This window comes from Nonomuraea sp. PA05 (genome assembly GCF_008086045.1).
GTDB lineage: Bacteria > Actinomycetota > Actinomycetes > Streptosporangiales > Streptosporangiaceae > Nonomuraea > Nonomuraea monospora.
In genome coordinates, this window is sequence record NZ_VSEY01000003.1 from 184,621 (window position 1) to 207,606 (window position 22,986).

Annotated in this window: 34 protein-coding genes, 1 tRNA gene and 1 pseudogene; 15 read left to right on the top strand and 21 right to left on the bottom strand. The window is 68.2% G+C overall.

The window, feature by feature from the left end; genetic code table 11:
• Positions 1 to 3 precede the first annotated feature (3 nt).
• Positions 4 to 192: pseudogene (locus FXF51_RS63670) on the bottom strand (HNH endonuclease); the annotation flags it as partial.
• 532 nt (positions 193 to 724) lie between these two features.
• Here FXF51_RS63670 and FXF51_RS06255 point away from each other — a divergent pair.
• Complete coding sequence (locus tag FXF51_RS06255; RefSeq protein ID WP_148433297.1) at positions 725 to 1,042, top strand: hypothetical protein; 318 nt, start codon at positions 725 to 727, stop codon at positions 1,040 to 1,042.
• A 125-nt stretch (positions 1,043 to 1,167) separates the two neighbouring features.
• Positions 1,168 to 1,365 (top strand): hypothetical protein, encoded by a 198-nt coding sequence (locus FXF51_RS06260; protein ID WP_148433298.1) that lies wholly within the window; start codon positions 1,168 to 1,170, stop codon positions 1,363 to 1,365.
• 59 nt (positions 1,366 to 1,424) lie between these two features.
• Here the strand turns inward: FXF51_RS06260 and FXF51_RS06265 are convergent, their stop codons facing one another.
• From FXF51_RS06265 to FXF51_RS06325, 15 genes are all read right to left on the bottom strand, one after another.
• Positions 1,425 to 1,697, bottom strand: a complete 273-nt coding sequence (locus tag FXF51_RS06265) for a hypothetical protein (protein WP_148433299.1) — start codon at positions 1,695 to 1,697, stop codon at positions 1,425 to 1,427.
• Complete coding sequence (locus FXF51_RS06270) at positions 1,694 to 1,996, bottom strand: hypothetical protein (RefSeq protein WP_148433300.1); 303 nt, start codon at positions 1,994 to 1,996, stop codon at positions 1,694 to 1,696. Before FXF51_RS06270 ends, FXF51_RS06265 begins: the two co-directional genes overlap by 4 nt.
• 106 nt (positions 1,997 to 2,102) lie before the next feature.
• Positions 2,103 to 2,312, bottom strand: a complete 210-nt coding sequence (locus FXF51_RS06275) for a hypothetical protein (RefSeq protein ID WP_148433301.1) — start codon at positions 2,310 to 2,312, stop codon at positions 2,103 to 2,105.
• Complete coding sequence (locus FXF51_RS60600) at positions 2,309 to 2,470, bottom strand: hypothetical protein (protein ID WP_187414213.1); 162 nt, start codon at positions 2,468 to 2,470, stop codon at positions 2,309 to 2,311. The genes FXF51_RS06275 and FXF51_RS60600 overlap by 4 nt, the downstream gene beginning before the upstream one ends.
• Positions 2,471 to 2,511: 41 nt before the next feature.
• Positions 2,512 to 4,833: an FtsK/SpoIIIE family DNA translocase gene (locus tag FXF51_RS06280; RefSeq protein ID WP_148433302.1), complete on the bottom strand. Its 2,322-nt coding sequence runs from the start codon at positions 4,831 to 4,833 to the stop codon at positions 2,512 to 2,514.
• Positions 4,833 to 5,024 (bottom strand): hypothetical protein, encoded by a 192-nt coding sequence (locus FXF51_RS06285; RefSeq protein WP_148433303.1) that lies wholly within the window; start codon positions 5,022 to 5,024, stop codon positions 4,833 to 4,835. The genes FXF51_RS06280 and FXF51_RS06285 overlap by 1 nt, the downstream gene beginning before the upstream one ends.
• Positions 5,021 to 5,560: a hypothetical protein gene (locus FXF51_RS06290; protein WP_148433304.1), complete on the bottom strand. Its 540-nt coding sequence runs from the start codon at positions 5,558 to 5,560 to the stop codon at positions 5,021 to 5,023. Before FXF51_RS06290 ends, FXF51_RS06285 begins: the two co-directional genes overlap by 4 nt.
• 144 nt (positions 5,561 to 5,704) lie before the next feature.
• The gene (locus FXF51_RS06295; RefSeq protein ID WP_148433305.1) at positions 5,705 to 7,852 is read right to left on the bottom strand and encodes a hypothetical protein; all 2,148 of its coding nucleotides are present in this window, start codon (positions 7,850 to 7,852) and stop codon (positions 5,705 to 5,707) included.
• A gap of 43 nt (positions 7,853 to 7,895) precedes the next feature.
• Complete coding sequence (locus FXF51_RS06300; protein ID WP_148433306.1) at positions 7,896 to 8,936, bottom strand: hypothetical protein; 1,041 nt, start codon at positions 8,934 to 8,936, stop codon at positions 7,896 to 7,898.
• Positions 8,937 to 8,967: 31 nt separating this feature from the next.
• Positions 8,968 to 9,156, bottom strand: coding sequence for a hypothetical protein (locus FXF51_RS06305; RefSeq protein ID WP_148433307.1), 189 nt, complete (start codon positions 9,154 to 9,156; stop codon positions 8,968 to 8,970).
• 169 nt (positions 9,157 to 9,325) lie between these two features.
• Complete coding sequence (locus FXF51_RS06310; protein WP_148433308.1) at positions 9,326 to 10,789, bottom strand: hypothetical protein; 1,464 nt, start codon at positions 10,787 to 10,789, stop codon at positions 9,326 to 9,328.
• On the bottom strand, positions 10,789 to 11,157 hold the full coding sequence (locus FXF51_RS06315; RefSeq protein WP_148433309.1) for an SsgA family sporulation/cell division regulator: 369 nt from the start codon (positions 11,155 to 11,157) through the stop codon (positions 10,789 to 10,791). Before FXF51_RS06315 ends, FXF51_RS06310 begins: the two co-directional genes overlap by 1 nt.
• Before the next feature lie 164 nt (positions 11,158 to 11,321).
• The gene (locus FXF51_RS60605; RefSeq protein ID WP_187414214.1) at positions 11,322 to 11,483 is read right to left on the bottom strand and encodes a hypothetical protein; all 162 of its coding nucleotides are present in this window, start codon (positions 11,481 to 11,483) and stop codon (positions 11,322 to 11,324) included.
• A gap of 80 nt (positions 11,484 to 11,563) precedes the next feature.
• Positions 11,564 to 11,818, bottom strand: coding sequence for a hypothetical protein (locus tag FXF51_RS06320; protein WP_148433310.1), 255 nt, complete (start codon positions 11,816 to 11,818; stop codon positions 11,564 to 11,566).
• A 490-nt stretch (positions 11,819 to 12,308) separates the two neighbouring features.
• A complete protein-coding gene (locus tag FXF51_RS06325; RefSeq protein ID WP_148433311.1) occupies positions 12,309 to 12,524 on the bottom strand; it encodes a helix-turn-helix domain-containing protein in 216 nt (71 codons plus the stop codon).
• Between the two features lie 206 nt (positions 12,525 to 12,730).
• Here FXF51_RS06325 and FXF51_RS06330 point away from each other — a divergent pair, with 206 nt between their 5' ends.
• The 3 genes from FXF51_RS06330 to FXF51_RS06340 all read left to right on the top strand — a co-directional run bounded on the left by FXF51_RS06330 (position 12,731) and on the right by FXF51_RS06340 (position 14,214).
• A complete protein-coding gene (locus tag FXF51_RS06330) occupies positions 12,731 to 13,492 on the top strand; it encodes a GntR family transcriptional regulator (RefSeq protein WP_148433312.1) in 762 nt (253 codons plus the stop codon).
• A gap of 100 nt (positions 13,493 to 13,592) precedes the next feature.
• Positions 13,593 to 13,961: a DUF6247 family protein gene (locus FXF51_RS06335; RefSeq protein ID WP_148433313.1), complete on the top strand. Its 369-nt coding sequence runs from the start codon at positions 13,593 to 13,595 to the stop codon at positions 13,959 to 13,961.
• A 7-nt stretch (positions 13,962 to 13,968) separates the two neighbouring features.
• Entirely contained in the window at positions 13,969 to 14,214 is a 246-nt protein-coding gene (locus tag FXF51_RS06340) for a hypothetical protein (protein ID WP_148433314.1), read from the top strand.
• On the opposite strand, the gene FXF51_RS06345 is transcribed toward FXF51_RS06340, so the two are convergent.
• Genes FXF51_RS06345 through FXF51_RS06355 form a run of 3 tightly spaced genes read right to left on the bottom strand, consistent with a single transcriptional unit; the run spans position 14,189 to position 15,278 of the window.
• Positions 14,189 to 14,794, bottom strand: a complete 606-nt coding sequence (locus FXF51_RS06345; protein ID WP_148433315.1) for a hypothetical protein — start codon at positions 14,792 to 14,794, stop codon at positions 14,189 to 14,191. The two genes, FXF51_RS06340 and FXF51_RS06345, sit on opposite strands and share 26 nt — an antisense overlap.
• A 26-nt stretch (positions 14,795 to 14,820) precedes the next feature.
• Positions 14,821 to 15,054: a hypothetical protein gene (locus FXF51_RS06350; RefSeq protein WP_148433316.1), complete on the bottom strand. Its 234-nt coding sequence runs from the start codon at positions 15,052 to 15,054 to the stop codon at positions 14,821 to 14,823.
• Entirely contained in the window at positions 15,051 to 15,278 is a 228-nt protein-coding gene (locus tag FXF51_RS06355) for a hypothetical protein (protein ID WP_148433317.1), read from the bottom strand. Before FXF51_RS06355 ends, FXF51_RS06350 begins: the two co-directional genes overlap by 4 nt.
• Positions 15,279 to 15,387: 109 nt before the next feature.
• On the opposite strand from FXF51_RS06355, the gene FXF51_RS06360 reads away from it, so the two are divergent.
• From FXF51_RS06360 to FXF51_RS06370, 3 genes are all read left to right on the top strand, one after another.
• Positions 15,388 to 15,813 carry a GntR family transcriptional regulator gene (locus tag FXF51_RS06360; protein WP_187414215.1) on the top strand — a complete coding sequence of 142 codons (426 nt, stop codon included), beginning with the start codon at positions 15,388 to 15,390 and terminating at the stop codon, positions 15,811 to 15,813.
• 46 nt (positions 15,814 to 15,859) lie between these two features.
• A complete protein-coding gene (locus FXF51_RS06365; RefSeq protein WP_148433319.1) occupies positions 15,860 to 16,354 on the top strand; it encodes a GIY-YIG nuclease family protein in 495 nt (164 codons plus the stop codon).
• Positions 16,355 to 16,564: 210 nt separating this feature from the next.
• Positions 16,565 to 16,810: a winged helix-turn-helix domain-containing protein gene (locus FXF51_RS06370; protein ID WP_148433320.1), complete on the top strand. Its 246-nt coding sequence runs from the start codon at positions 16,565 to 16,567 to the stop codon at positions 16,808 to 16,810.
• Here FXF51_RS06370 and FXF51_RS06375 read toward each other — a convergent pair whose 3' ends face one another.
• Entirely contained in the window at positions 16,811 to 17,056 is a 246-nt protein-coding gene (locus FXF51_RS06375; RefSeq protein WP_148433321.1) for a hypothetical protein, read from the bottom strand.
• 580 nt (positions 17,057 to 17,636) lie between these two features.
• Positions 17,637 to 17,900, bottom strand: coding sequence for a hypothetical protein (locus tag FXF51_RS06380; protein WP_148433322.1), 264 nt, complete (start codon positions 17,898 to 17,900; stop codon positions 17,637 to 17,639).
• A gap of 145 nt (positions 17,901 to 18,045) precedes the next feature.
• Here FXF51_RS06380 and pstS point away from each other — a divergent pair, with 145 nt between their 5' ends.
• From pstS to FXF51_RS06415, 7 genes are all read left to right on the top strand, one after another.
• Positions 18,046 to 19,116, top strand: coding sequence for a phosphate ABC transporter substrate-binding protein PstS (gene pstS, locus FXF51_RS06385; protein WP_148433323.1), 1,071 nt, complete (start codon positions 18,046 to 18,048; stop codon positions 19,114 to 19,116).
• Positions 19,117 to 19,293: 177 nt separating this feature from the next.
• Positions 19,294 to 19,367: transfer RNA gene (locus tag FXF51_RS06390), tRNA-Met, on the top strand.
• 71 nt (positions 19,368 to 19,438) lie between these two features.
• The gene (gene rpmG / locus FXF51_RS06395) at positions 19,439 to 19,603 is read left to right on the top strand and encodes a 50S ribosomal protein L33 (RefSeq protein ID WP_019632658.1); all 165 of its coding nucleotides are present in this window, start codon (positions 19,439 to 19,441) and stop codon (positions 19,601 to 19,603) included.
• A 219-nt stretch (positions 19,604 to 19,822) separates the two neighbouring features.
• Positions 19,823 to 20,272: a MaoC family dehydratase N-terminal domain-containing protein gene (locus FXF51_RS06400; protein ID WP_148433324.1), complete on the top strand. Its 450-nt coding sequence runs from the start codon at positions 19,823 to 19,825 to the stop codon at positions 20,270 to 20,272.
• Position 20,273: 1 nt separating this feature from the next.
• Positions 20,274 to 20,702, top strand: a complete 429-nt coding sequence (locus FXF51_RS06405; RefSeq protein WP_148433325.1) for a MaoC family dehydratase — start codon at positions 20,274 to 20,276, stop codon at positions 20,700 to 20,702.
• Positions 20,703 to 20,793: 91 nt separating this feature from the next.
• Entirely contained in the window at positions 20,794 to 21,873 is a 1,080-nt protein-coding gene (locus FXF51_RS06410; protein WP_148433326.1) for a glycosyltransferase family 2 protein, read from the top strand.
• Between the two features lie 11 nt (positions 21,874 to 21,884).
• On the top strand, positions 21,885 to 22,922 hold the full coding sequence (locus FXF51_RS06415; protein ID WP_148433327.1) for a UDP-N-acetylmuramate dehydrogenase: 1,038 nt from the start codon (positions 21,885 to 21,887) through the stop codon (positions 22,920 to 22,922).
• Positions 22,923 to 22,986: the final 64 nt, after the last annotated feature.

The following is a 22,986-nucleotide window of genomic DNA, read 5'->3' on the forward strand; positions in this document are numbered from 1 at the left end:
ATCCCCCTTCTGGAGATTGCATTCGGGACACAACGCTTCCCCGTTGCTCACGTCCGTTGCCCCTCCGTGGGAGTAGGGCATGACGTGATCTCCGTGCCAGCCCGGCTGGAGATCGACTCCGCAGCGACTGCAGCGTCCATCGTTGGCCAGGAAGAGAGCGGCCCGTTGGGATTGGTTGAAACGGCGGCTCATCCGCACGCCTCCCCCGAAGCATGGCGCGGCGGCGTCCCCATTAACGCACAGTGAACCGCGCGGATCCGTGAGCAGAAGCGTGCCCTATTCGAATCCGCTGCGTAGTGATTCAGCGCCTATTGCGAAGAGTTCTCGCATCAATACGGACAGCGATTACAGCACCGTGAAAGCGCCATCCAAAGATCATTGTTATGAAGATGATGGCAGAGTGTGATGCGGATCACTTGAATGCGCGATGGATTCATTAGATGATGCCCGCTTTCACTCGTTTGCCCTCATGTGATGGAATTCTCCACAGTCGGTTGACATCACCCAACGGGATGCTCTCGAAACAAGTCCCGCACGGCCTGGCTCGCCTCGGGCGGCACCTCCTCCGTGGCGAGGATGTGCTCCTCCATCTCCCTGCGTAGCCGTACTTCCGCCAAGCGCTGCTCAACCTCTTCCGGGTCCATGGCCGACATCCTCACCCCGGTACGTGATCACCCGCAGCGATGTCCGTATCATCCCCTCGAACCACTATCGGGGGAGCGTCATGGCGGATCGTGAAGTACCGAGTGACCTGCTGGAACTCAAGAAGGAGTTCCTCAAGGCCGAGGCGGAATGCGAGAGGATCAGCAGGGCGCTGCCATCCAGCGTCGACGTCGTAGCGCTCGAAGCAGAACGAGACACCGAACTGGAGCAGCAGCTCAACGAGGCGCGGGCGTGGAGGCTGAAACTGGTGGACGCCATCTACCGGCGCCCGGCCATGGCGAAAGGCGCGGAGGACCGGCTCAGGACCAGCCTGGGACTGACACAGGCCGCCAAGGACGCCCTCGCCGCGGAGGCTGGCGACGGGTCCCCGCCCCCATGACAACGCCCCGGCTGTGGGGAAGCAGCCGGGGCGTTCCCACATACCCCCCACGGCGCGGCGGTCCGCCGAGAAAAGCAGGGAACCTCGCGACACCAGTGCGACACAGCGGTGCTCCACTGACCGGCATGACGAACACCTACGAGATGCCAGACGGCGGCATCGAACGCGTCGGCGGCCACCCCGTCCTGCACGACGAAGCGGAAATCGACACCGCGTTCGCCGTCCGCTCCCTGCTGGAGTCGCAGTCCAGCGCGGAGGCGCGGCACCGTGTTCTCGCGTGGGTGGCCGCGAGCACTCTGGATGAAGACTCCACCCCAGTCTGAACAGTCAGACGCCCCCGGTCATGGGGAAGCGACCGGGGGCGTTCTTTTGTGCGCAGACGTCAGTAGATCTGCATGAGGTGCCGGTCCTCCCCGCCGATGCGGACCGCCGCGTCACGGTACTCGGGATCAGCCAGCCTGTGGCGGTTGGACTCGGGTTCCAGACTGACGTTCTCCGTGTTGAGCAGGTGAAGGAGGGCCGCGTCTACCTCGGCCCGCGTCCACGCGCCCAGCCTGGCGCGGATCTCGTTCAGCCGAACCCAGTTGTTCTGTCGCGGGGCTGCCCTGTACGCGGCGATGATCTCCGCTATCAGGGCCCGGTCCGGGCGGCTCACGTGTTCACCGCCTCTTGTGCCTCCCCGGTGGATCGTGTGGCCCCTGATGGGTTGACGGGGATCACCTTCACCTTGCTAGAGGGTGGCACTCCGTGTGCGTCCGTGTCTGTCTCGATTTCGACGACCACCAGCGGCGGCCCGTCGTCGGCGGTGTGGTCCACGTTCAGGATGAGCGGCCAGCGCCCGCCTGCTCGCGGTGGGTGCCAGCCGTTCATGGACACCAGCCGGTACATGCTGCCGCCCCTATACCGCATCTCCAGCTCGGACGCCGGCATCGTGATGGTGATGTCCTCCGCCATGGAAGGCACCTCCTTGTAGGTGTGGGAAGGGAATGTGGGCCCCGGCCGCGAGGTTCGGGCAGCCGGAGCCGGATGGGTGGGACACCCTCAACGGGTGTGGGATTAGTCAGTCGTTCACCAGCGAGAACGGGGGACGACCAGTGCCGGGCTTCCACCGGCCGACAACCAACTGCTGCGCGTTCGGGTACTTAACCCTCCTGTCGATGACGACGTCACCGTCAGGCAGGAGGCGTACCTCGTCGGGGCGGAGGTTCTCTTCCGGGTACTGGTCGATGAACCTCTGCTTGATCTGCGAGGTCTCGTCGGGGCGAGTCATCTGCGTCCTCGGAACAGCGCCGTGAGCAGCGTGTGCTCCTGCTCCGGTGTGGCGTCGGCCCATGTGCGCCCGTTCCACACCCACGCGGCTGCGGGCTGCTGTCGTGGCTGCTGTCTGCGGGTGTACAGCCGGTTCCTGTCTTGCTTCCGTTTGTTCATGCCGGTTCTCCTTGGTTGGTTGCCGGATGAGATGGCTGTGCTCACGGCGCTTTCTGCGTCGCGCGGAGATTGCCGAGGAGGTCGGGCAGGTCGTCGGGCTTGACGAGCACCTCGCGTGCTTTAGAGCCCTCGCTTGGACCGACCGCGTTCCGGCTCTCCAGCAGGTCCATCAGCCGCCCCGCCTTGGCGAACCCGACCCGCAGCTTGCGCTGCAGCATCGAGGTCGAGCCGAACTGCGTGGTCACGATCAGCTCGGCCGCCTGGATCAGCAGGTCGAGGTCGTCGCCGATGTCGAGCGCCTGCTTGGGGGCGGGCGCGGCCGGTTCGAGGTCTCGGTAGGCGGCGGCGCCCTGCTTCTTGCAGTGGGCGACGATCTGCTGCACCTCTTGCTCGGTGACCATGGGGCTCTGCAACCGGATGGGCTTGTTCTCGCCCGCGGGCAGATACAGGCCGTCGCCCTTGCCGATGAGGTTTTCTGCGCCCGGTTGGTCGAGGATGACCCGCGAGTCGGTGAGGCTGGAGACGGCGAAGGCGAGCCTGGACGGCACGTTCGCCTTGATCAGGCCGGTGACGACGTCCACCGACGGCCGCTGCGTGGCGATTACCAGGTGGATGCCCGCCGCGCGGGCGAGCTGGGTGATGCGCACGATCGAGTCCTCGACGTCGCGCGGGGCCACCATCATCAGGTCGGCCAGCTCGTCCACGATCACCAGCAGGTACGGGTACGGCTGGTAGACCCGCTCGCTGCCCGGCGGCGGCTGCAGCTTGCCCGCCCGCACGGCCTTGTTGAACTCGTCCACGTGCCGGAACCCCGACGCCGCCAGGTCGTCGTAGCGCCGATCCATCTCGCCCACGACCCATTCGAGGGCCTCGGCGGCCTTCTTCGGGTTGGTGATGACCGGGGTGATGAGGTGCGGGATGCCGTTGTAGACGGCGAGTTCGACCCGCTTGGGGTCGATGAGCACCATGCGGACTTCCTCCGGGGTGGCGCGGAGCAGGACGCTGGCGATCAGGTCGTGGACGCAGATGGATTTGCCGGCGCCGGTGGCGCCAGCGATGAGCAGGTGCGGTGTTCCGGCCAGGTTGGCGACGATCGGCTTGTTCTCGATGTCGGCGCCGAGCGCGACCGTCAGCGGGTGCTTGCGGGCCTTCGCCTCCGCCGAGTTGAGGATGTCGCCCAGCCGGATCAGGTCTCGCTCGGCGTTGGGGACGTCGATGCCGACCGCGTCGCGGCCGGGCGCGGGAGCGTGGATCTGTACCTGGTCGCATTTCGTGGCCACGCGGAAGTTCTTCAACAGGCCGGTGATCTTCTCGACTTTGACGCCGGGGCCGAGCGTCACGAAGTAGCGGGTGACTTGCGGGCCGCGAACGAAGTCGTCCACGGCGGCATCGATGTCGAACTCGGCCAGTACCCGGGAGAGCGCTTCGACGACGGCATCGGTTGCCCTGGTGCGCGGCCGGGCGGTGCTGCCCTGCTTGAGCATGCGCGGGTCGGCGGGCACGTACGAGGCGGGCGTGCGCGTGTTCCCTGGGGCTGCGAACTCTTGCGGTGGCCCGTCATCGGCGGAGGCCGGCTCAGGTTCGCCGGCGGCTTCGTCGGACGTCTCGTCGGTGCGGTCCGGCTCCGTCTCTGGTGGTTCCTGGTCGCCTTCGGGCGGGCTCTCTTGCGCGCCGACTGCGACCGGTGCGGCGAACCGGCTGCGGACGGCGGCGGCCCGCTCGGGGATGTCGCGCGGATGGACGCCGCCCGCGATGAACAGCGCCAGGAGTCCTGCCGCGGCAAGGATCGGCACGTCCGCGTCCGGGATGTGGGAGGTCAGCCAGGCTGCCGCCGCGTATCCGGCCAGGCCGCCCGTCTCTGGGGACGCGACACCGCCGCCGTGGACGGCGTGCGCGATGCCCGCCCAGGCGGCCAGCGCGACCGCCCAGCCCGACAGCAGGCGGGTCATGGGCCGGTCCGGGTGGCGGAAGCGCCGCCACGCCGCCACCATCACGGCAGGCGGGACGGCGACCGCCGCAGACCCGACCAGGGCGCGCGTCAGCGTCGCAGCCGCGGCAGCGAACATGTTGTCCCACAGGTTCCACACGCCGGCCGCGAGCAGCAGCCCGGCAGCGAGAACGGCCAGGGCGGCGTTGTCGTGGTGAGCGGTGGCGGCGTCTGCGGGTTCGCGGCGGATGCTTCGGCCCACCCGGTGGGCGCTTCTGGTCCACGCCGCGGACAGCAGCCGCTTGGTCTTGCGGGCGATCCACGCGGCCGGGTCCTTGCTCGCGGTCCGTGCCTTGCGGGCAGGGAGCGCCGTACGGGCTGGTTTCGCGGGAGCGCGCCGGGCGGCTGGCCGGCGTGTCCTTCTGGTGGCGGCCATCACCGTCTGCCGATCTCGCCGCGGCGGTTGCAGCGCGGGCACGCCCGGTACCGGTTCGGCCAGAACCGCGCCGATAACTGGCCGCTGCCCTTGCAGCGGGGGCAGCGTGACAGCCGGTTGCGCTGGTAGTCGATGACCACCCAGGCGGTGAACGCGAGAGCGGCGAGAATCAGGAAGGCTTCCATGGTCATGACCCCGCTTCGGTGAGCCATCGGCCGTTGACCGGCAGGACGTGGCCTTGGTTGACGAACCGGTAGATGGCCTCATACCGCTCCCCCAACTCGGTGGGAATGGCTGAGAGGCGGCGGCGGGCGTAGCGGAGCCGGGCGAGGCCGCTCTGGACGATGGTTTCGGCGTTGAGGCAGTCGGCGAGCCAGGCGCGGGTGGCGTCGGACATACCGCCCGAGGCGTTCGCTTCGGCGTGGGCCTGCTCCTGTGCGTGCCGATACGACGCGGCGATCTTGGACTGGAAGGTGGTCAGGCGGGCCGCCCGCCCGCGCAGTTCGTGTTCGAGGCCGACAACGGCAGAGACAAGATCACGGTCGGCTGGCCAGGGAACCGCCCAGGACGCGATCTCCTCATGTCCGAGGGTCAGCGCCACACCTGCCAGGCCGCTGTAGGAGACCGGGTCGAGACCGGCCGCACGGCAGCGAGCGTGCATGATCGCTGCCGTGGAGGCGGCGTCAGTGAAGTCGGTGTGCGCCGCGGCGGCACTCGTGTGCGTCATCACGCACCCCCGCGGGTGTCACGGATTGTGAGGGTGGTGGAGCGCCGCGGAAATGTCCGGCAGGGGCTGTCTGGTCTCTCATATACGGGGGCCGGGGGAGGGGGTCCGGACATTCTTCCGGACAATCCACCGGACATTTCTTCGTCACACAGCGTTACCATTTGGGGTGTCCTCCTCGTCGGGCTCGGACGGCGCCAGCCGCCAGATCGAGCCGCGGCCCTTGCCCTCCCGCACCGCCACGCCTTCGGCGTGCAAGCGGGTCAGGCACTCGTGCACCTTCCACCGGCTCACCCCGAGGTCCTCCAGCGCCTCCGCCGCGGGCCGCACCGTCGTGCCGTCGGCGAGCAGGTCCAGCAGCCGCGCGCGGACCTGCTCGGACATGTCGACCTGTTCGGCCATCTGCCGGGAGCGTTCCTCCGCCGACTGCGCCAGCGCCGCGGCCACCTCCGGGTCGGGTTCGGCCAGCGGCGACAACGAGGCGAGGTAGGTCCGGGTCTCGTCGATCTTCTCGGTGGCCTTGTCGAGCCCGTTGTCCTGCTGGCCGACCGGGCTCGTTTCCGGGCTCGCGTCCGGGGCCGTGTTGTTCGGCGTAGTCCCGGCCTGCTGCGCAGCAGGCCGGGACTCCTTGAGATCGCGGGCATGCATCTCACCGGGGCCGGGCTCGGAGGCCAGCAGCCGCTCCAGCTTCACACCCAAGTGCGCGGTCAGGAGCGGCTCCAGCCGGGACGGGCGACGGCCCTCGGCCACCCGGTCGATGTCGACCAGCTCGCGCAGGTTGAACGTGCGGCCGATCTCGTAGTCGCCGCCCAACTGCGCGATGCACGCCACACCCTTGTGGCCCTCGCCGTAGGTGGCCATGTCCGGCAGCGTCAACCCCAGGTCACCAGCCGCGTTGAACGCCTCGTTACCGGCGCCGAGCTGCAGGAACACGAAGTTGCGGATCTGGGTGCGGATGTCGGTCGACCCGATCCACTCCTGGGTGCCGCGCTGACCGGCCAGGATGAGCGCGAACCCCTCCGACGGGCCCTTGCTGGCGATGTCGACGACGCACTGCCGGATGGCGTGGCCGATGTTGTCGTTGTGGCCGAGCAGCGCGTCCATCTCGTCCACCTCGATCACCCACAGGGGGCGGCCGGCGCGCGGTTCGAACACCGTCTCGTCGCCGTGGTTGGCGCCGCGCCACTCCATGCCGTCGCGGACCAGCTCGAGGATGCGCAGCGCACGCACCCGCTCCTTGGGGCCGCACGCCGACAGGGCGAACGCCTTGCGCCACCGGTACATCTCGGGCGCCTTGATGCCGACGTTGATCCCGATGGGGAAGACGTTGTCGGCGGCGGTGAGCCGCTCGTTGATGTTGCTGAGCAGCACGGTCTTGCCCGACCGGTTGATGGCGACGATCAGCGTGTGCAGGCCGCCGTCTTGGTTGCAGACCGTCAGCGTCAGCGGTCTGCCCGTCTCCGGATCGACCCCGACCGGCTGCGGCTTGCGGATGTCGGCCACCTCCGGCAGCACGATCTCCGGGTTGTCGTCCAGGACGGGGTGCGGAATCGGCTGCGCCCACGGGTCGGTGTACCGGATGGAGATCCACAGGCGTCCGGCGATGGAGTCAGGCCGGCACCTGACCCGCTCCCGGGGCAGGCCGAGCTTCTCGGCGATCAGCTCTTCCTGGCTCGGGGTCGCGAACGCCGAAGCGCGCTGCCCGGTGCCCTGCGTGTCGATGAGGAACCGTTCACCCAGCCGGGTCGGCTCGTGATACAGCAGGTGAGAGCCGCGCATCCCGAACTTCGGGCCCAACTGGTGCCAGCCGGTCTTCTGCTCCCGCCACACGATCTTCTTCTGGACGGCGACATCGCCCCGGTACACCCAGTAGGCGACCCCGTAGGCGGCCATGTACAGCCACGTGAGCGCCCCGTACGGGCCCCACGTCGGGCCGACGGCGGAACTGAGCGCCATCCACCCGCCGGCCCCGGCCACGCCGGCGGCGAGCCGGAACGCCCGGTCCTCACCGCCGATGTTGCGCACCCCCACCAGGTAGGTGACCACAGCGGCGGCAACGCCGCCCGCGGCCAGCCACGGCGACGACCAGTCCAGCCCGTACCCGGCCCAACCGGCCCCGTACAGGCCGGCCCCGACGGGCAGCGGAATGCGCTCGGCGGGCTTCTGGCGGACCCACCGGACCAGGCCCAGGCCGCGCGGGCGCTTCACCGCCTCCTGCCCCTGCGGGGTCGTCTCGGCGCCGTCCTTCGGGCGGCGGCGGGAGAACGCCTCGCGGAGCGTCGGCTTGGGCTGCATGGTCACCTCACAACAGGCCTGGACAGGGGACGTGGGCAGAGGGCTATCCGGCGCGGCCGGTGGTGAAGAAGCGGCCCTTGAACGGCATGATCACGCCGGAGCGGACCGCGCGCAGGATCTCCTCGTAGACCGCCCGCCACCGCTTGTGCGCGCCGGCCATCGCCGCTCCCGCGTCGCCTGCCGCCATGGCGTAGTCGGCGATGCCCTGCACGGAGGCCGGGTCGAGGCCGAGCGCGCCGACGCACGTGCCGTGCACGTTCTTCAACGCCTCCGCGTAGGCGATCATCCCGGTCATCTCGCCGAGCATGAAGCGCTCCAGCGCGATGTCGCTGCCCGGTTCCAGGTTGCCGACCCGTCGGATCAGCATCTGCCAGTCGGGGGGCGGCGGCAGCGGCAGCCCGTTCGAGGCAGTGGGGGCGGCGGCGGGTTGCGAGGTGGTGTCGGGGGTTGTCATGGCTTCTCCAGAGGTGGGCGGGGGCGCGAGCCGGAGCAGGCGGGTCGGAGGGGCGGGCGGAACCACGGGAGCGGCAGGCGCTACGGTCGGAGGGGTGTCGGGCGGGGTGCCTGCGCGGCGCCACGGCCGATGCCGGTGCAGCCAGCCGCGGACCCGGCTCATCCGGCCCGAGGTGCCGGCCCGTCCGGCCGGGCGTTCGCGGCGGCGGAACAGCCGCGGCTCGCGATCAGCGGCCTTGGCGTCCCAGCGGCGGCCCATCCGCCGCATCGCGGAGCGGCGAAGCCGGGCCGTGACGCGGGCGGTCTTCTTGGCAGGGGCAACGAAGGTGGTGCTCACCGTCCACGCGGCGATCCTGCCGCCTGCCTTCGCAGCAGGCAGGATGCCCTTGCGTCCCGTCCAGATGGCGGACCGCTTGCCGCCGCGCAGGGCGCTGCCGATGGCGCGGCCTGACAGGCCCGTGACCGCGTCGCCGAACGTGGTCCCTTGCAGTTCACGGGCGCCACTGGCGTTCCACGTGCGGATCAGCCAGTTGGCCGTCTTGGGGCGGTCCGCCGGCTGCGACATGCGTCTGGCTGTCCCAGCGAGGACCGCGATCACGACGGCGGCGATGACGAACTCGAGGCCGCTCATCACCGCTCCTGGCGTGCGGGCAGGCCATCCATCAAAAAATCGCCCCCCACAGGTTCTCGAAGGCGAGCCCGCCGGGCGTCGTCACGCCCGCCAGCAGGGTGGCGGTCAAGAACCCGAACGAGCCGATGAACAGCAGCTCGTACCAGCGGGTCACTTTGACGATCACGCAGGTGGTGATCACGCCCAGAAGGACGAGCCACGCAACCACCATCCAAGACATGTCACATCTCCTTACGTGGGTGTTGACTGCACCGCGCACGGCGGGTTGGCGACGGACTGGATGCACTCCTGGCAGCGAGGCGAGTAGCCGTCCCTACCGTGGACGGAACAGAAAGGCTTGGCCTCGTCCGGGTGGAAGCACTGGCAGAGCGGACACTGGTAGCGGCCCATCAGGCGCTCCTTTCGCGCCGCGTGGCGTTCAGCAGGCGGCGGCGTGTGCGGACGTCCAACTGGCCGAGCCATTCGTTGCGCTTGCGCCGGCCGTAGGAGTCGACACATCCGCCCTCTCTGGCCAGGTCGGCGCCGGTGGGCAAGTCGCCTCTGTCGATGGCGTCCTGCCAGTAGCGCCACATCGCTTCGGTGGCGCTCGCGGTGGCGGTCACGGTGTCGTCGCCGTCGTCGTCGGGTTCCTCGCGGAGCTGCCGCAGCACCTCTTCCGCTTCGAGATCCGCCACCTCGTCCGCTACCTCGTCCGCCACTGGATGATCGGTAGCGGCACGAGTAGCGGTCCAAGTGTCGGTTGCGGTGTCGCCAGGCAGGGGCGGGACGGGCCGCAGCGCCACTCGACCCGCCACTAGATCCGCTACCGTCGGCGCCACCTCACCCGAGGTGGCGCTACCAGGTGGCGGGATGCGCCGGCCGACGAGCATGGAGGCGAGCATTTTGATCGTCGCGGCGGAGTCCGGGTCGCGTCCTTGGAGGACGGCCTCGGTCAGCTTCTGTATCTCGGCCGCGAGCCGGGCGGCTTCACTGAGCCGCTTCTGGCCGTTGACGGCCGGATGGTCGAGGTCCCGCCACGGCGCCAGCGCGGTGGACAGCACAACAGATAGGTCCTCCCCGCCACCGAGCGTGCGCAGCACGGCCAGCAGCGTCTCTTGAGTACGCGGGTTGGTGGCCAGGTCGGTGTGGGCGACAGCGAGATCGAGCATCCTGTCTCGCCTGCCGATCGCCGCAGCCACCTTCTTGGCTTTGGCGTTCGCCTCGCGCATCTGGTCCACGCGCTTGGCGGCCAGCGCCACCCTTTTGAGCCTGCGGTGCGTGTCCACCTCGGAGGCGGTACGGTCACGGGCTTCCGCCAGGCCAGCCCACACCAGGAGCCGTTCGGGTGTGAGCCGCCAGTTGATGCCGGCCTTGCCGCGCTGGCGCCGCCGCTCCAGCCGCATGCCGCGTTCCCACATCCACGCCGCCACCAGCGGGGCGGCAAGCCGGAAGACGACCTCAGCGGGCGCCTTGGCGTCCATGCTCGACAGGACAGCGGTCAGGCACGCCAGCGCCCACACAGCGATCCCATCGAGGCCGGCAGAGCCGTGCTCGCGCATGTTGCGGCGGGCCCGCACGGCCTCGGTCACCATGGACAGCTCGATGAACGCGAACAACGCGATCTGCAGCGGGCCGTCCAGCTTGAGCACGTCGCGGGTGAATCGCCACATGCCTTCCGCGGACACGCCGGTCGCAATGGCGGCCACGCCGCGGGTCAGCCAGTCCTCGACCGGGCTGGAGGAGGAGGCATCCCTCCTACGGTTCTTGCGCGTCCCGTAGATCACGGCCAGGGGTACGCTGGCCGCAGCGATCGTGAGAAGCGCACCAACCGCCCACACCACTTCGGCGGGCGGCAGATACAGGTTCCAGTCCATCAGGCGGCGACCTCCATCGGCACAAGCTGGGCAGTGGCGTCGAGGAAGGCCCGCAGCACGACGGCGTCGGCGTAGTAGCCGCGAGCCTGCTCGCCCATCGGGAGGGTGACGATGAGCCAGTCGGGCCGGGCGTGCGGCCCTACGGTGAACGTGCCGTCGCTGGCCGGGCGAACCAGTCCTGCGGCGAGCACCGCCCTGGCCACCAGGTAGCTGCTGCACGAGTCGCTGCCGTCGTGGCGGGTGAAGACGACCTCGACTGTGTTCGGGCAGTCCTTTCCGTAGGCGAGGAACGCGGCGTGCACCTCGATCTGGTCGCCGGTTCCCCACAGGGTGAAGGGCTGGTGGACGAAGTCCGTCGCGCTGGTCATCGCGTACTCCTGGTGGATCGGGTGGGAAGTTGTTGAGCCCCCGCCCGGGGCGAAGAGGGTTGGATTCCGTGCACGTTCGCAGGCGGGGGGAGTAAAGGGGCCCGTCCAGGATCCGGCGGCTGGGATGATGTGGGGCCGCGGCCCCTGGACGGGAGATCATCGGGTCAGCCGGCGTTCTTCGCCTGCGCGTGGTCGCCGTGCGCCCTCTTCGCCTGCGCCTCGGTGGCGAAGAACGCCTGACTCGCCTCGTTGCTGCACGAACAGGACCACCGGTACTGGCGGGACGGGGTAGGGACGGGAACCAGGGTGAAGGTGTGGGCAGTCATGCCGATCTCCAGACGGGGGTTGAGGGAAGGGCCCGCCCACCGCCTGCGAGGGTGGGAGAGATGCGGTGGGCGGGCCGTGGTCATCGGGCCGTCCTCCGCCAGAGGCGGCGACGGCGAGGGCAGGCCAGCGTCTTCACAGCGTTGTGGACGTCGGAGTGGATCTGCTGCAACGTGGTGGCGATGGCGATCAGCGCCAGCGTCTTCGCAAGCTCCACGTCCCGAAGCGCGTGCTCTTCCCGCATGTCGCTCGGCCGGTAGCGGTTGAGTTCCTTGCTGGCGGACTCGAACAGCTCGGTTGCGCGGGCGGCGAAGTCAGAGGGTGCGGTGTCGGTCATCGAGCTGCCCTCCGAGAACAGGACGAGCAGCGGACATCCGTGCACCGGCCCCGGTCCAGCGTGTGCGGGAGAGCACGCGGTGGAGACTTCATCTCCCGTTCAAGGGCCGAGAGCGTGGCGCGGATCTCAGGGACGGTCATCGCTGTACCGCCTGACGGGAACGGAAGTCCGCGAGGGAGAACACGTTCGACAGGGGTGTGGCTGACGGGGGCGTGGCTGACGGCTGTCCGGTGGCGAGGCCGGCCACGATCAGGAGGTTGTCCGCATCCTGTACGTGGCCTCTCGACCGCCAGGCGTCGGCGGTGACCTGGACCGCTTGCAGCCTCTCCTGGGAGAGAGTGGTGTTGAACGCGGGCTGTGTCATGATGGGGACGTCCTTCCGTGCTTTGACCGGCCGGGGAGGGCACGCGAGTGGGCGGCTTCGTCTTGGCGGATGAGGGCCGCCCTTCGCATGTCCAAGGAGAGTGCGGCCCTACACGTTGGCTGCGATTCACGTCGACTCCTGTCGCTGCTTGGCGGAGTCGAGTCCGTGGCCATCGCCGCCAACAGTGGTGAGCGGCTCCAACATCGCGACGACGTCGACGGTGCGAAAGCGGTACTGCTGCCCCCCGGGCGTCCTAATGGCAGGGATCTTGCCAATGCGTGCCCACTCCACAACGGTCGAGACCTCAACGTCGAATATGCGTGCAACGTCTCGCGGCCTCATGAGGGGCGCAGGCGACTGAGTCACAAAGCACCTCAAATCTGGACAACCAGGGATGACGGCTGCGGACAACCTCCTTAAGGAGGCTTCCTTGTTGGTCCATCGTGAACCTCCTTAAGGAGGTGTGTCAAGCCTGGCTGGGAACTTCCTTATAGTGGTCTCTATGAAGAGGCTGTAAGCTGGGAACTTACGGAGTAACGGGAGGTCAAATGGCTGATCGTCGGCGGATGCCCCGCAGTCGGGAAGTGGCGCGTGAGTTGCGGCAGGCGATCGAGGCGGGAGAGCTGCTGCCAGGCTCGCTACTTCCCTCAGAGCGGGAACTCGTGGCCAAGTACCAGATTTCGAGCGGCACCGTGAACAAGGTGATCGCCTTGCTCAAGTCCACCGGTCTGGTTGTGAGCGAGGTTGGACGCGGTGTCTTCGTGCGCAGACGGCCACAGCTCATCAGGCACGCGCATGACCGCTATGCACGCCGCTGGCGAGAGTCGGGGAAGGCCCCCTTCAAAGCTGAAGTGGAAGCGCAAGGCCGTTCTGCGCGTGTCGAAGTCACAAGCATCGCTCGCATTGAGCCGCCTAAGTGGGTTGCCGAGCGTCTTGGACTGGGAGGCGGTGATCATGTTCTCCGGCGGGAGAATACGTACTACGTGGACGATGCGGCCGTGCAGATCGTGAACACCTACATCCCGTTGTCCATCGCTGAAGGAACCTCGCTGGAGGAGGAGGTGCCAGGCCCTGGAGGCATCTATGCGGCCTTTGAGGAGCAGGGGCATCGGCTGACACGCATGCTCGAAGAGGTGCAGGCGAGAATGCCGCGCAATGGAGAGGTTGAGCGCCTCAACGCAGAGCCGGGAACGCCTGTTCTAGACGTGTTGCATATCAGCTATGACCAGGATGACACCCCGATGGATGTCAGCCACTTCGTCCTGCGTGGAGATGAGAACGTCCTTACGTACGAACTGCCTACCGAGTGAGCCGAGAGACCGACAGCAGTTGTCGCTACGTCCTGGCGTGAAGGGCGGACGCGACGCTGTCGGCGGGTTAGTGTCGAATGATGGGGGAGAGGAGCACGCCATGACCGCTCAGCCACACCAGCAGCACCGGACGCCGGAGGAGGTCAGAGCTTCGATCAAGGATGATCGCAGCCCGAAAGCCCTACGTGCTGCAGCCCCTGTCGACGATCACGAGCTGTTCGATCGCGAGTACGCGGCGTCCTTGGACCAGGCCAGAGTCTCCTACGATTTGACACCCATCCACGACTTCCAGACGCGTTGGTGGATGACCGCTGTTCTCAAGGCGGACCCAGACGAGTACCGAGCGACCATCGAGGCTGGCGAACGCGCCATGTCTTACCTGGCTCGCGGTGAGCTGCCGCCAGGAGCGGTCGTCGTGGACGACGCCTACAAGGCGCGACTGCAAGAGCAGATCGATCAGGGCAAGTAGTTCCGGCGTGTACACCGTAGTCCTCGCTCCGGACGCGGAGAGGACACGCGACGATCTTCCACCTGAGGCGATGATCGCCTACATGGAATTACAGACCATGTTGGAGATGTCGCCAGAGAACGGGCCACTCCTCCCCGGGCGGAGCCCCACGGCGAACTTCCGAACCCACCCATTCGGCGCGACAGGCATCGCCACCTACTTCATAGACGAGCGGCAGGACATCGTGTTCATCGTGTCTCTCCAGTGGCTGTGAGGATTGCTGGCCGCAGATGTTCCAGCTTCACGATCAACTGCCTCGCGAGCGAATACTCCAAGTCACGGAAGGCGTCGAGTGGCATCTCTGTGGTGGTGTCACGAATGAGTAGCTTCCCGCCGACCGGCCGGAAGATCTCTGCGACGACGCCATACGGCTCCACGCCTCGAACTGTGAACACCTGACAACCCTCACGTAGCCGCGGACAGAGTCGCTGGGCCATGGGGATACAGGTCCGACATGTGGGAGGCGCGTTCGTGAATGGCTCTCCCAACGCCGACCGGCCGGGCGGCTCAGCCATCACCCACCACACCCGCCCGTCCTCGTCCGCCGCCGACTGGCCGCACACCTGGCAGAGGTTGCGGCGCATGCAACGCCGCTGCCGGCTGGTGTTCACCAGCTTCCACTCGGGGTTGCCGGCGCGGGACAGGCCGTGCCGGTGCCACAGCACGCCGAACATCCAGTCGGTGGGCACAGCGTTGACGTAGGAGAGACGCTGCCCATCGGTGGCCTCAGCGTGTGGAGCCAGGGCGAGCTGGTAGGGGATGTCCTCGCCGTCGTAGGCGGTGATGTACGGCACCCGCATTCTTGCTGGCGCGAGCCTGCTCACCACAGCCCCCGGCTGGTGGCCATGGCCTCGTTGAGGCCCCCGGCGTTGACATCCGCCAGCGATGGGCGCCGCTCACCCCACGTTTCGCGCCGCGCGAACCACATGGGCCCGTGGCCTACCGTGCGCTGCCGCCATACCACCCAGTGCGGATGGGTGCGCATGAGCAGCGAACACATTGCCTGCGCGTTCTCTGGGCGGTCGTAGTAGGCGCGCGTCTCTTCCTCGTTCACGACCCGCTCCGCAGGGTGTACGCGAGGCGCTGGGCAGGGGCCTCGATGCTCTCAAGACGGGAGAAGGTCGCCGCCTCGATCACCTCGCCGGACAGCTTGTGCACGGCCCGCCAGGAGCCATCGTCTAGCTGCTCGATATCCCTGAACTCGGGGATCTCCGGGAGGGGAGAAGATTGCCCGGCAGATCCAGGTGTGGAGCTGTCCGGAGGCTGCGCGAGGACCATATCGCAGAACGTAGCACATGTACGTACAGGCAAACAGATTGCATAGGATGCTTGAGCAGGTATAGCGCACAAGATCACAGAATGCTTGTGCGTCTATAACCTCATACCTGTGACGATCAATCCGAGGAGCTACGTGCCCGTCTACCAGCAACTGGCGGACATCCTGCGCAACCAGATCCGCTCAGGCGACCTGGCTCCCGGAACCGATCTGCCGGGAGAGTTCAAGCTCGCCGAGCAGTACGCTGTCGGCCGCGAAGCAGCTCGCAAGGCGCTCGCAGTCCTCCGCTCCGAAGGGCTCGTCGCCACTCGCCGCGGCGAAGGCTCCTACGTGCGGACACCACGCGAGCGCCAGCGGATCGAACTCGGGGCCGCCGACAAGGTCACGATCCGCATGCCGACGCCGGCCGAGCGGGTCGAGCTCGACATCGATGAAGGCGTAGCCCTCGTTGTCCTAGCTCGCCGCGGAACCGAGGAGAAGCTGTTGCCGAGCGATGAAGTCGTCATCACCGGCAAGAGAGAAGCGCAGAAGGGCTGAGGCAAGCCGCTAGACTCGCGCCTGCTGGTTCTCGCGGGAGGCGTGCGTGGCAACCCTCTACCGATTCTTCGACGACGAAGGCACCTTGCTCTACATCGGGATCACTGAAGCACCTCTGGTGCGTCTTGACGGGCATGCTGCCGTTCAGCCCTGGTGGCACCTTGTTGCAAGCGCCAAATACGAGCATTTCCCAACCAGAGAGATTGCTCGCGAGGCCGAGGTGCAGGCGATCCGAGCAGAGGGGCCAGCCTTCAACGTGGCCGACAACGGGGATCCGCGGCTTTCAGAGCGCTTGGCTGCGTGGGATGCACGCATGCAACGGCGTGCGCTTGCCGCCGCGCGCGCCTTTCACGGCGATGACGACCACCGTCTGCCGCCGTACGAGACCGCGTGCCCGCTCGAGTACTGCGCCGCGCTGGAGTATGAGCCCTGCCGCGGCCCGTCGGGCAACATGAAGTCTGAGCCGCACAGTGTCCGGGTCCGGGCGTCGTGGACGGCGCGTCACTGTCCTGCGTGCGGGGGCCCGCCGGCGAGGAGTTAGGTGAACGCGGCGGCGCGGGCCCGACAGCATCGGTTGGGATGACTGATTCCCGCGCCGCCGCTTTTGTCTGCTGTTCCCGCACAAGTCGTTCAGGAAACCTCAGATGTCGGAGGATCGGGTAGGACCGCAAGGGTGGTCCCAGTACCACCCGGGACGGCCTGGGTAATTCCCGGTGTACCTGGGCGTGCCTGGCACTACTACCTTCTCCTCATGATCAAGTGGGAGCCGAAGTACCGCTACGAAGAGGTCGCCGACGACCTCCGGGAGCGGATCCTTCGCGGCGAGTTCCCGCCCCGTACGACGATCCCGGCCATCCCGCGGCTGATGCAGCAGTACGAGATCGGCCGCAACACGGCGCTGCATGCGGTCTACCTGCTCGCCGAGGAGGGATTGGTGGTCATCAAACGCTCCCAGGGGACGTTCGTCGTGCCGCCGGAGGATCGCCCGCAGCATTGATCAGCACCCTTGGGCGATGAGCAGTTGCTCGATCAGCGTGGCCACGAGGTCGTCGCGGCTGCGGCGGACGATGTGCGGGAGCAGGCCGGCGGCGAGTTGCTGCGGGGTCGGCTCCTGGACGCGGACGGCGCTCCACATGCCGTGCCGGGAGACGTTGATCTCCCAGGCGGGGAAGGTGTGTTCGAGGGCGGCGAAGACGGAGTGGGTTGTGGTGGTGGTGCGGGGTTGTGGTGACGGGATGGTCATGCAGGAGCCCCCCTGGCTGCTGATGTTCCGTGAGTCCCGGCTGTCTCCCCTTGTGCCGGGGTTAACAGCATGCGTTGTTCACATATGTGTGCGGAAGGTGTTACTCGGAGTTTCGCCTGACGGCCGATCGGCCGTCACTCATTCTCGGGCGGAGGCACGAACGGTGATCGTTTTGGGCTCCGTTTCCATTCGCGATGGATTCGCGATAGAAACGGGCTAACGATCTCTCCGATCGCCTCTGATCTGCCAAGGACTGCCACGTTGACCTGGTCTTACGCGAATTATCCGAGGTCGCTGGAATGCGCGAATCTGCATGGTAAGGAGAAGGTCAACGGTTCGATTCCGTTTGGGGGCTCGCATCGTGAGCAAGAGGATCGCCCGGTCTGAGAATCTCTCAGGTCGGGCTTTTTGTTGTCCATGCTCATCCTGGCCGCCTCCCGCGATCCCGGAGATCTCCGCGTACCCATCGCCCAGCCGCCGGCTCGGGCCCGCCATGTACGGGCACGGCTGAGCCTGTTGTCAGCCGCCGGGCAGGTCGCGGCCGGTCGCCTCGGAGGCCGAGGGGCACGGCACGCGGCGCCTACCGCCTTGATCGGCGACCGCGCACGAGCAGAGCCATCACCCACCAGGCCGCTGCCTGGACGATCGCCACCTTGGCATACCAGCCCCAGGGAATCGGATCGTCGCCGACCAGGACGGCGAACACTGCTCCGATGGCGAACACGCACAGGCCGGCGACGACGCCGCTGGTGGCGAGGGTGAGGACGGGGCGGGCGGCCACTTGCTGCCCGTACCGGCTCACGGCGGCTCCGGCCTGCCGGCGGGCTGCTTCGATCAGTGCCACGCCCTCAGCATGCCACGCGGGTTCGCCATTCGGGCACCCGCGCCGATGACTCAGGCCGGGTGCGGGGCGCAGCTTGTTGGATCAAGCCCGAGATTTGAGACGAGGCTGATGGGCCCCGAGCCCCCGCGTCCGTAGCCTGAGAAAAATGGCAAGGTCAACCTGGATCGCCTCAGCGGCCGTGGTCGCCGCCATCATCGTGGTGATCGTGGTAGCCGTGGCGAGCGGAATGGTGCTGCTCGGCGGCGACGGTGAGCGCCGGGAGCCGCCGGTCACCGATGCGGCGCGCGGTTCGGGCTCCACGGCGCAGAAGGGCGCGATGGACGCGTGGCGGGCCGATTTCGCGCGGATGCATCCGGGGTTGCGGGTGACCTATGACGCCAACGGTTCCGGCGCCGGGATCAGGGATTTCATCGAGGGGCGCAGTGCGTTCGCGGGGTCCGATGTGCCGATGACGCCTGAGGAGCAGGTGCGGGCGGATCGGCGGTGTGGTGATCGGGCGGTGCATCTGCCGATGGTGGTGGGGCCGATCGCGGTGGCGTACAACCTGCCGTCGGTGCCGGATCTGAGGTTGTCGCCGGGCACGCTGACGGGCATCTTCAGCGGGCGCATCACCAGGTGGGACGATCCGCGGATCGCGGCGGACAACCGGGGCGGCAGGCTGCCGGACGCGAAGATTCACACCTTTCACCGTTCCGACGACTCGGGCACCACCCACAACTTCCTGTCCTACCTGCGGGCGGCCGGGCGGTGGCCGCAGCCGCCGTCGAGGCGGTGGGAGGGGCCCGGGCGCGGGGTGGTGAGCTCCAGTGACATGACGCGGGCCGTCAGGCACACGCGGGACTCGATCGGGTACGTGGAGTACGGGTTCGCGAGCAGTGCGCGGTTGACGGTGGCGAAGATCCGTAACGGGGCAGGGCAGTTCGTGGCGCTGTCGCCGCAGAGCGCGAGCAGGGCGTTGAAGGGGGCGAAGAGCGCCGGGCGGGCGGACGATCTCGTGGTGCGGATCGACTACACGACCAAGGCTTCCGGCGCCTACTCGCTGATCCTCACGACGTACGAGATCATCTGCGCGCGGAACACGGACCCGGTGGTGCTCACCTTCCTCGGCTACACGGCGAGCGACGCCGGGCAGTCCTACCTCTCTTTGTACGGTTACGCGCCGCTTCCCGACGACCTGTTGGCCAAGGTCCGCGGGCGGCTCGGTGGCACCACCTGAAGGCTGCTACGCTGATCACCCCTCGGGGGAGGGCCGCGGCGGGCGGGGCTGCCGGGCGGTTGATTTCGGTTGTCGGGGTTCCTGAGGCATACTGGGAGCACCCCACCTGACCGGGTGAGTTACGAATGTGCTCGCCGTGTCGGGTATCCTCTACGGGCCGGGCCTTTCCGGCTCAAAGGCGGAGTAGCTCAGTCAGGCAGAGCAAACGGCTCATAATCGTTGTGTCGCCGGTTCAAGTCCGGCCTCCGCTACTGCCCAATCCCAGGTCGCCAGGCCTGGGTATGGGCGTGTCCATGTCCCGAACGTAGAAAGGCACTCCCAAGTGGCTGCCACCGACGTTAGGCCTAAGATCACGCTGGCCTGCCAGGAGTGCAAGCACCGCAACTACATCACGCGGAAGAACCGGCGCAACGACCCGGATCGGCTTGAGCTGAAGAAGTACTGCCCCAACTGCCGCTGCCACCGCGCGCACCGCGAGACCCGATAGGGCCTCCGGGCAGGGCTTCTGCCCTCCTACAGACATACCTAGCGACATCTCGCACAACCGGCGTCCCCTAGCAGGGCGCCGGTTTGTCGTGTTTTCTGGGCCTTTTCCGGGCCATCGCATGTGCCGGGCAAAAAGCAGGCCATCCCCAGCGACAGCCGAACCTTGTTCTGTTAGCGTCGGCCCATCAGCGCTGGGACGGAGACATGCGAGGGAGCAGCGATGGCCTTGAATCGTGACTTCGTGGGCAGAACCTATCCGCCGAGTGCCCCGTACGAGGTCAGCAGGGTGAAGATCAAGGAGTTCGCGGCCGCGATCGGCGACAACAACCCGCTCTACCGCGACAGGGAGGCCGCCCAGGCCGCCGGGTACCCCGACGTGATCGCGCCGCCCACCTTCCCCATCGTCTTCAGCCTGCAGAGCGGCGGCGAGGCGCTGGTGGACCCCGACCTGGGGCTGAACCTGGCCATGGTGGTGCACGGCGAGCAGCGGTTCGAGTACGTGCGGCCCGTCCACGCCGGCGACGAGCTCGTCATCTCGTCCACGATCACCGACATCCGCACGGCCGGGCGCAACGAGCTGCTGACGGTCAGGAGCGACGTGCGGACGGTGCAGGGCGAGCAGGTCTGCGTGACGTACAACACGATCGTCGAGCGTGGAGGGGCCGGCTGAGATGACTGCCACGGTGCGGTACGACGAGGTCGAGGTCGGGCAGGAGCTGCCGGCCGCGGAGTACAACGTGCGGCGGGTCAACCTCGTGATGTACGCGGGCGCGTCCGGCGACTTCAACCAGATCCACTGGAACGAGCGCTTCGCCAAGATGGTGGGGCTGCCCGACGTGATCGCGCACGGCATGTACACGATGGCGCAGGCCGGGCGGTTCGTCACCGACTGGGCGGGGGATCCGGGGGCGGTGGTGGACTTCGGGGTGCGGTTCTCGTCGATGGTGGTCGTGCCGGACGACGATCGCGGGGCGACGATCTCGGTGAGCGGGGTCGTGGAGGAGAAGCTTGAGGACAAGAGGGTGGTCGTGGGGCTGACCGCGAAGTCCGGGGACGCGAAGGTGCTGTCCAAGGCGCGGGCGGTGGTCCAGCTCTCGTGATACGAAGGGCGGCTCGCGGGTAGCGCGTGTCGGTATGACTGATGCTGCGCGACAGGTTTGGCCGACGATCCAATCGATCCCCGTTTCCGCGGTGACCGACGCCAAGCCGCCCGCCCACCTGCGCCCCGCGCGGCCGGGAAGGGTGGCGGGCGGCACCGGCACCGGCCGGGACACCGCGGGAGGCGCGACCATGGGCGGCGGCGGGCGGGCCCCCGGGGTCGGCACGGCGGGCAGCCCCCGGCACGGGAACGAGCACACCGAGGGCGAGCACGCCAGGATGAACCCCGCCGCCGAGCTGGGCTTCTCCGGAGATCCCGGCCAGCACGGCGACCCGGGCGACGAGATGTTGCACGCCCAGCGCGTCTGGGACGGCACGCTGGCCACCAACCGGCTCGACGAGCTGGGCATCGACACCGAGCGGCAACGCATGGAGACCAAGGACGTCACGGTCGGCGCTGGCCTGCTCGTGGACGGCTGGCCTGAGGACGTGCGCACGTGCCTGCAGTCGCTCGTGGACCACACGAACGCCCGGATCTTCGCCCTCGACCTGGGGAACGTGGACGGCGCGGGCGACGTGCTGCGTGAGCTGGCCGAGCGGTATCCGGAGCGGATCGCCGCCTGGCACGTCGCCGAGCAGCCGCACTGGCGGGGCGGCACCGCGACGTGGGGCGAGGGCAGGGCGAAGCTGCTGCGGCTGGACGAGTCCGAGGTGCACGTGCTGATGGACACGGACGTGGCGCTGCGCGGCGACGCGCTGACCCCGCTGGTAGCCGCGGTCGTGGAGGGCGCGGTGGCGGCGGGCTGGCGCGGCCTGGAGCCGTCGGACGGCGCCACGGAGCACACGAGCATCGGCATCATGCCGCAGTGGCAGGAGGGGCCGGGCGGCGCGGGGCCGGAGTGGCGGCAGGCGGGGCCCGGGAAGGTGCGGGCGCTGACCGGAGGGCTGTTCGCGGTGCGCCGCGCGCAGGCGATCGGGGCGCTGCCGGAGGACGCCTGCTACGGCGCGTACGCCGATCTGGAGCTCTCGCTGGCCCTGCGCGGCGACCTGGTCGTCCCCGACGAGCCGCCGCACGTGGAGTGGCTGGGCAGGCACGAGGTGCCGTCCGGCTACCTGGACCGGGAGTCCCGGCGCAACTACGACGGGGTGCTGCGCATGCTGAGTGCCTCCTAAGCTAGTTGCTCATGGAGATGCTCGCGCCGTACACCACGCTGCGTCTGGGCGGCCCCGCCCGTGACTTCGCCGAGGCGACCTCGGCGGAGCAGCTCGTGTCACTGATCGCCGAAGCCGACATGAACGGCGTCCCCACGCTGGTGCTCGGCGGGGGCAGCAACGTCGTGGTGGCCGACGAGGGGTTCGACGGGCTGGTCGTCAAGGTCGCCACCGAGGGCGTGACCGTCTCGCGCGACGGCGAGCAGGTCGTGCTGGTGGTCGCGGCGGGCGAGGACTGGGACCGGCTGGCGGCCCGCGCGGTTGCCGAGGGCTGGTCGGGCATCGAGTGCTTGTCCGGCGTGCCCGGCCTGGTGGGCTCGACGCCCATCCAGAACGTCGGGGCGTACGGGCAGGAGGTCGCCCAGACCATCAGGTGTGTGCGCGCCTATGACCGGCGCACCCGGCAGGTGGTGGACCTGGAGGCCCGGCAGTGCGGCTTCTCCTATCGCGACAGCCTCTTCAAGCGCGACCTGTCCAGGTACGTGGTGCTGGCGGTGACGTACGCGCTGGATCAGTCCGAGTTGTCCGGGCCGCTGGCCTACGAGGAGCTGGCCCGCAGGCTGGGCACCGAGGCCGGCGGCCGGGTGCCGCTCGACCGGGCCCGTGCGGCCGTTCTGGAGCTGCGCAGGGGCAAGGGCATGGTGCTCGACCCGGACGATCCCGACACGCGCAGCGCGGGCTCGTTCTTCACCAACCCGGTGCTGACGCCGGAGCAGGCGGCGGAGCTGGCCGTGCGCGCGCCCGGGCATCCGCGCTGGGAGTTGCCCGGCGGGCTGGTCAAGGTGCCGGCCGCGTGGCTGATCGAGCAGGCGGGCTACCCCAAGGGGTACACGCGCGGCCCCGTGCGCATCTCCACCAAGCACACGCTCGCCCTCACCAACCCGACCGGCAGCGCCACCGCCGCCGACCTGCTGGCCCTGGCCAGGGAGGTGCGTGACGGGGTGCGCGAGAAGTTCGGGGTCACGCTGGTCAACGAGCCGGTGCTGGTGGGCTGCGAAATCGGGGAATAGGCACCGGGCCGGGGCTGTTATGGTTGTTCAGAATTACCGAAGGGGAGTAGTCCCAATCGCGTGA

Excerpts from the sequence above, each read along its gene's own strand:
- FXF51_RS06255 (WP_148433297.1), top strand. The coding sequence starts at position 725 with ATGGCGGATCGTGAAGTACCGAGTGACCTGCTGGAACTCAAGAAGGAG.
- FXF51_RS06260 (WP_148433298.1), top strand. The coding sequence starts at position 1,168 with ATGACGAACACCTACGAGATGCCAGACGGCGGCATCGAACGCGTCGGC.
- FXF51_RS06270 (WP_148433300.1), bottom strand. The coding sequence starts at position 1,996 with ATGGCGGAGGACATCACCATCACGATGCCGGCGTCCGAGCTGGAGATG.
- FXF51_RS06275 (WP_148433301.1), bottom strand. The coding sequence starts at position 2,312 with ATGACTCGCCCCGACGAGACCTCGCAGATCAAGCAGAGGTTCATCGAC.
- FXF51_RS60600 (WP_187414213.1), bottom strand. The coding sequence starts at position 2,470 with ATGAACAAACGGAAGCAAGACAGGAACCGGCTGTACACCCGCAGACAG.
- FXF51_RS06280 (WP_148433302.1), bottom strand. The coding sequence starts at position 4,833 with ATGGCCGCCACCAGAAGGACACGCCGGCCAGCCGCCCGGCGCGCTCCC.
- FXF51_RS06285 (WP_148433303.1), bottom strand. The coding sequence starts at position 5,024 with ATGACCATGGAAGCCTTCCTGATTCTCGCCGCTCTCGCGTTCACCGCC.
- FXF51_RS06290 (WP_148433304.1), bottom strand. The coding sequence starts at position 5,560 with ATGACGCACACGAGTGCCGCCGCGGCGCACACCGACTTCACTGACGCC.
- FXF51_RS06295 (WP_148433305.1), bottom strand. The coding sequence starts at position 7,852 with ATGCAGCCCAAGCCGACGCTCCGCGAGGCGTTCTCCCGCCGCCGCCCG.
- FXF51_RS06300 (WP_148433306.1), bottom strand. The coding sequence starts at position 8,936 with ATGAGCGGCCTCGAGTTCGTCATCGCCGCCGTCGTGATCGCGGTCCTC.
- FXF51_RS06305 (WP_148433307.1), bottom strand. The coding sequence starts at position 9,156 with ATGTCTTGGATGGTGGTTGCGTGGCTCGTCCTTCTGGGCGTGATCACC.
- FXF51_RS06310 (WP_148433308.1), bottom strand. The coding sequence starts at position 10,789 with ATGGACTGGAACCTGTATCTGCCGCCCGCCGAAGTGGTGTGGGCGGTT.
- FXF51_RS06315 (WP_148433309.1), bottom strand. The coding sequence starts at position 11,157 with ATGACCAGCGCGACGGACTTCGTCCACCAGCCCTTCACCCTGTGGGGA.
- FXF51_RS60605 (WP_187414214.1), bottom strand. The coding sequence starts at position 11,483 with ATGACTGCCCACACCTTCACCCTGGTTCCCGTCCCTACCCCGTCCCGC.
- FXF51_RS06320 (WP_148433310.1), bottom strand. The coding sequence starts at position 11,818 with ATGACCGACACCGCACCCTCTGACTTCGCCGCCCGCGCAACCGAGCTG.
- FXF51_RS06325 (WP_148433311.1), bottom strand. The coding sequence starts at position 12,524 with ATGAGGCCGCGAGACGTTGCACGCATATTCGACGTTGAGGTCTCGACC.
- FXF51_RS06330 (WP_148433312.1), top strand. The coding sequence starts at position 12,731 with ATGGCTGATCGTCGGCGGATGCCCCGCAGTCGGGAAGTGGCGCGTGAG.
- FXF51_RS06335 (WP_148433313.1), top strand. The coding sequence starts at position 13,593 with ATGACCGCTCAGCCACACCAGCAGCACCGGACGCCGGAGGAGGTCAGA.
- FXF51_RS06355 (WP_148433317.1), bottom strand. The coding sequence starts at position 15,278 with ATGGTCCTCGCGCAGCCTCCGGACAGCTCCACACCTGGATCTGCCGGG.
- FXF51_RS06370 (WP_148433320.1), top strand. The coding sequence starts at position 16,565 with ATGATCAAGTGGGAGCCGAAGTACCGCTACGAAGAGGTCGCCGACGAC.
- FXF51_RS06375 (WP_148433321.1), bottom strand. The coding sequence starts at position 17,056 with ATGACCATCCCGTCACCACAACCCCGCACCACCACCACAACCCACTCC.
- pstS (WP_148433323.1), top strand. The coding sequence starts at position 18,046 with ATGGCAAGGTCAACCTGGATCGCCTCAGCGGCCGTGGTCGCCGCCATC.
- FXF51_RS06400 (WP_148433324.1), top strand. The coding sequence starts at position 19,823 with ATGGCCTTGAATCGTGACTTCGTGGGCAGAACCTATCCGCCGAGTGCC.
- FXF51_RS06405 (WP_148433325.1), top strand. The coding sequence starts at position 20,274 with ATGACTGCCACGGTGCGGTACGACGAGGTCGAGGTCGGGCAGGAGCTG.
- FXF51_RS06415 (WP_148433327.1), top strand. The coding sequence starts at position 21,885 with ATGGAGATGCTCGCGCCGTACACCACGCTGCGTCTGGGCGGCCCCGCC.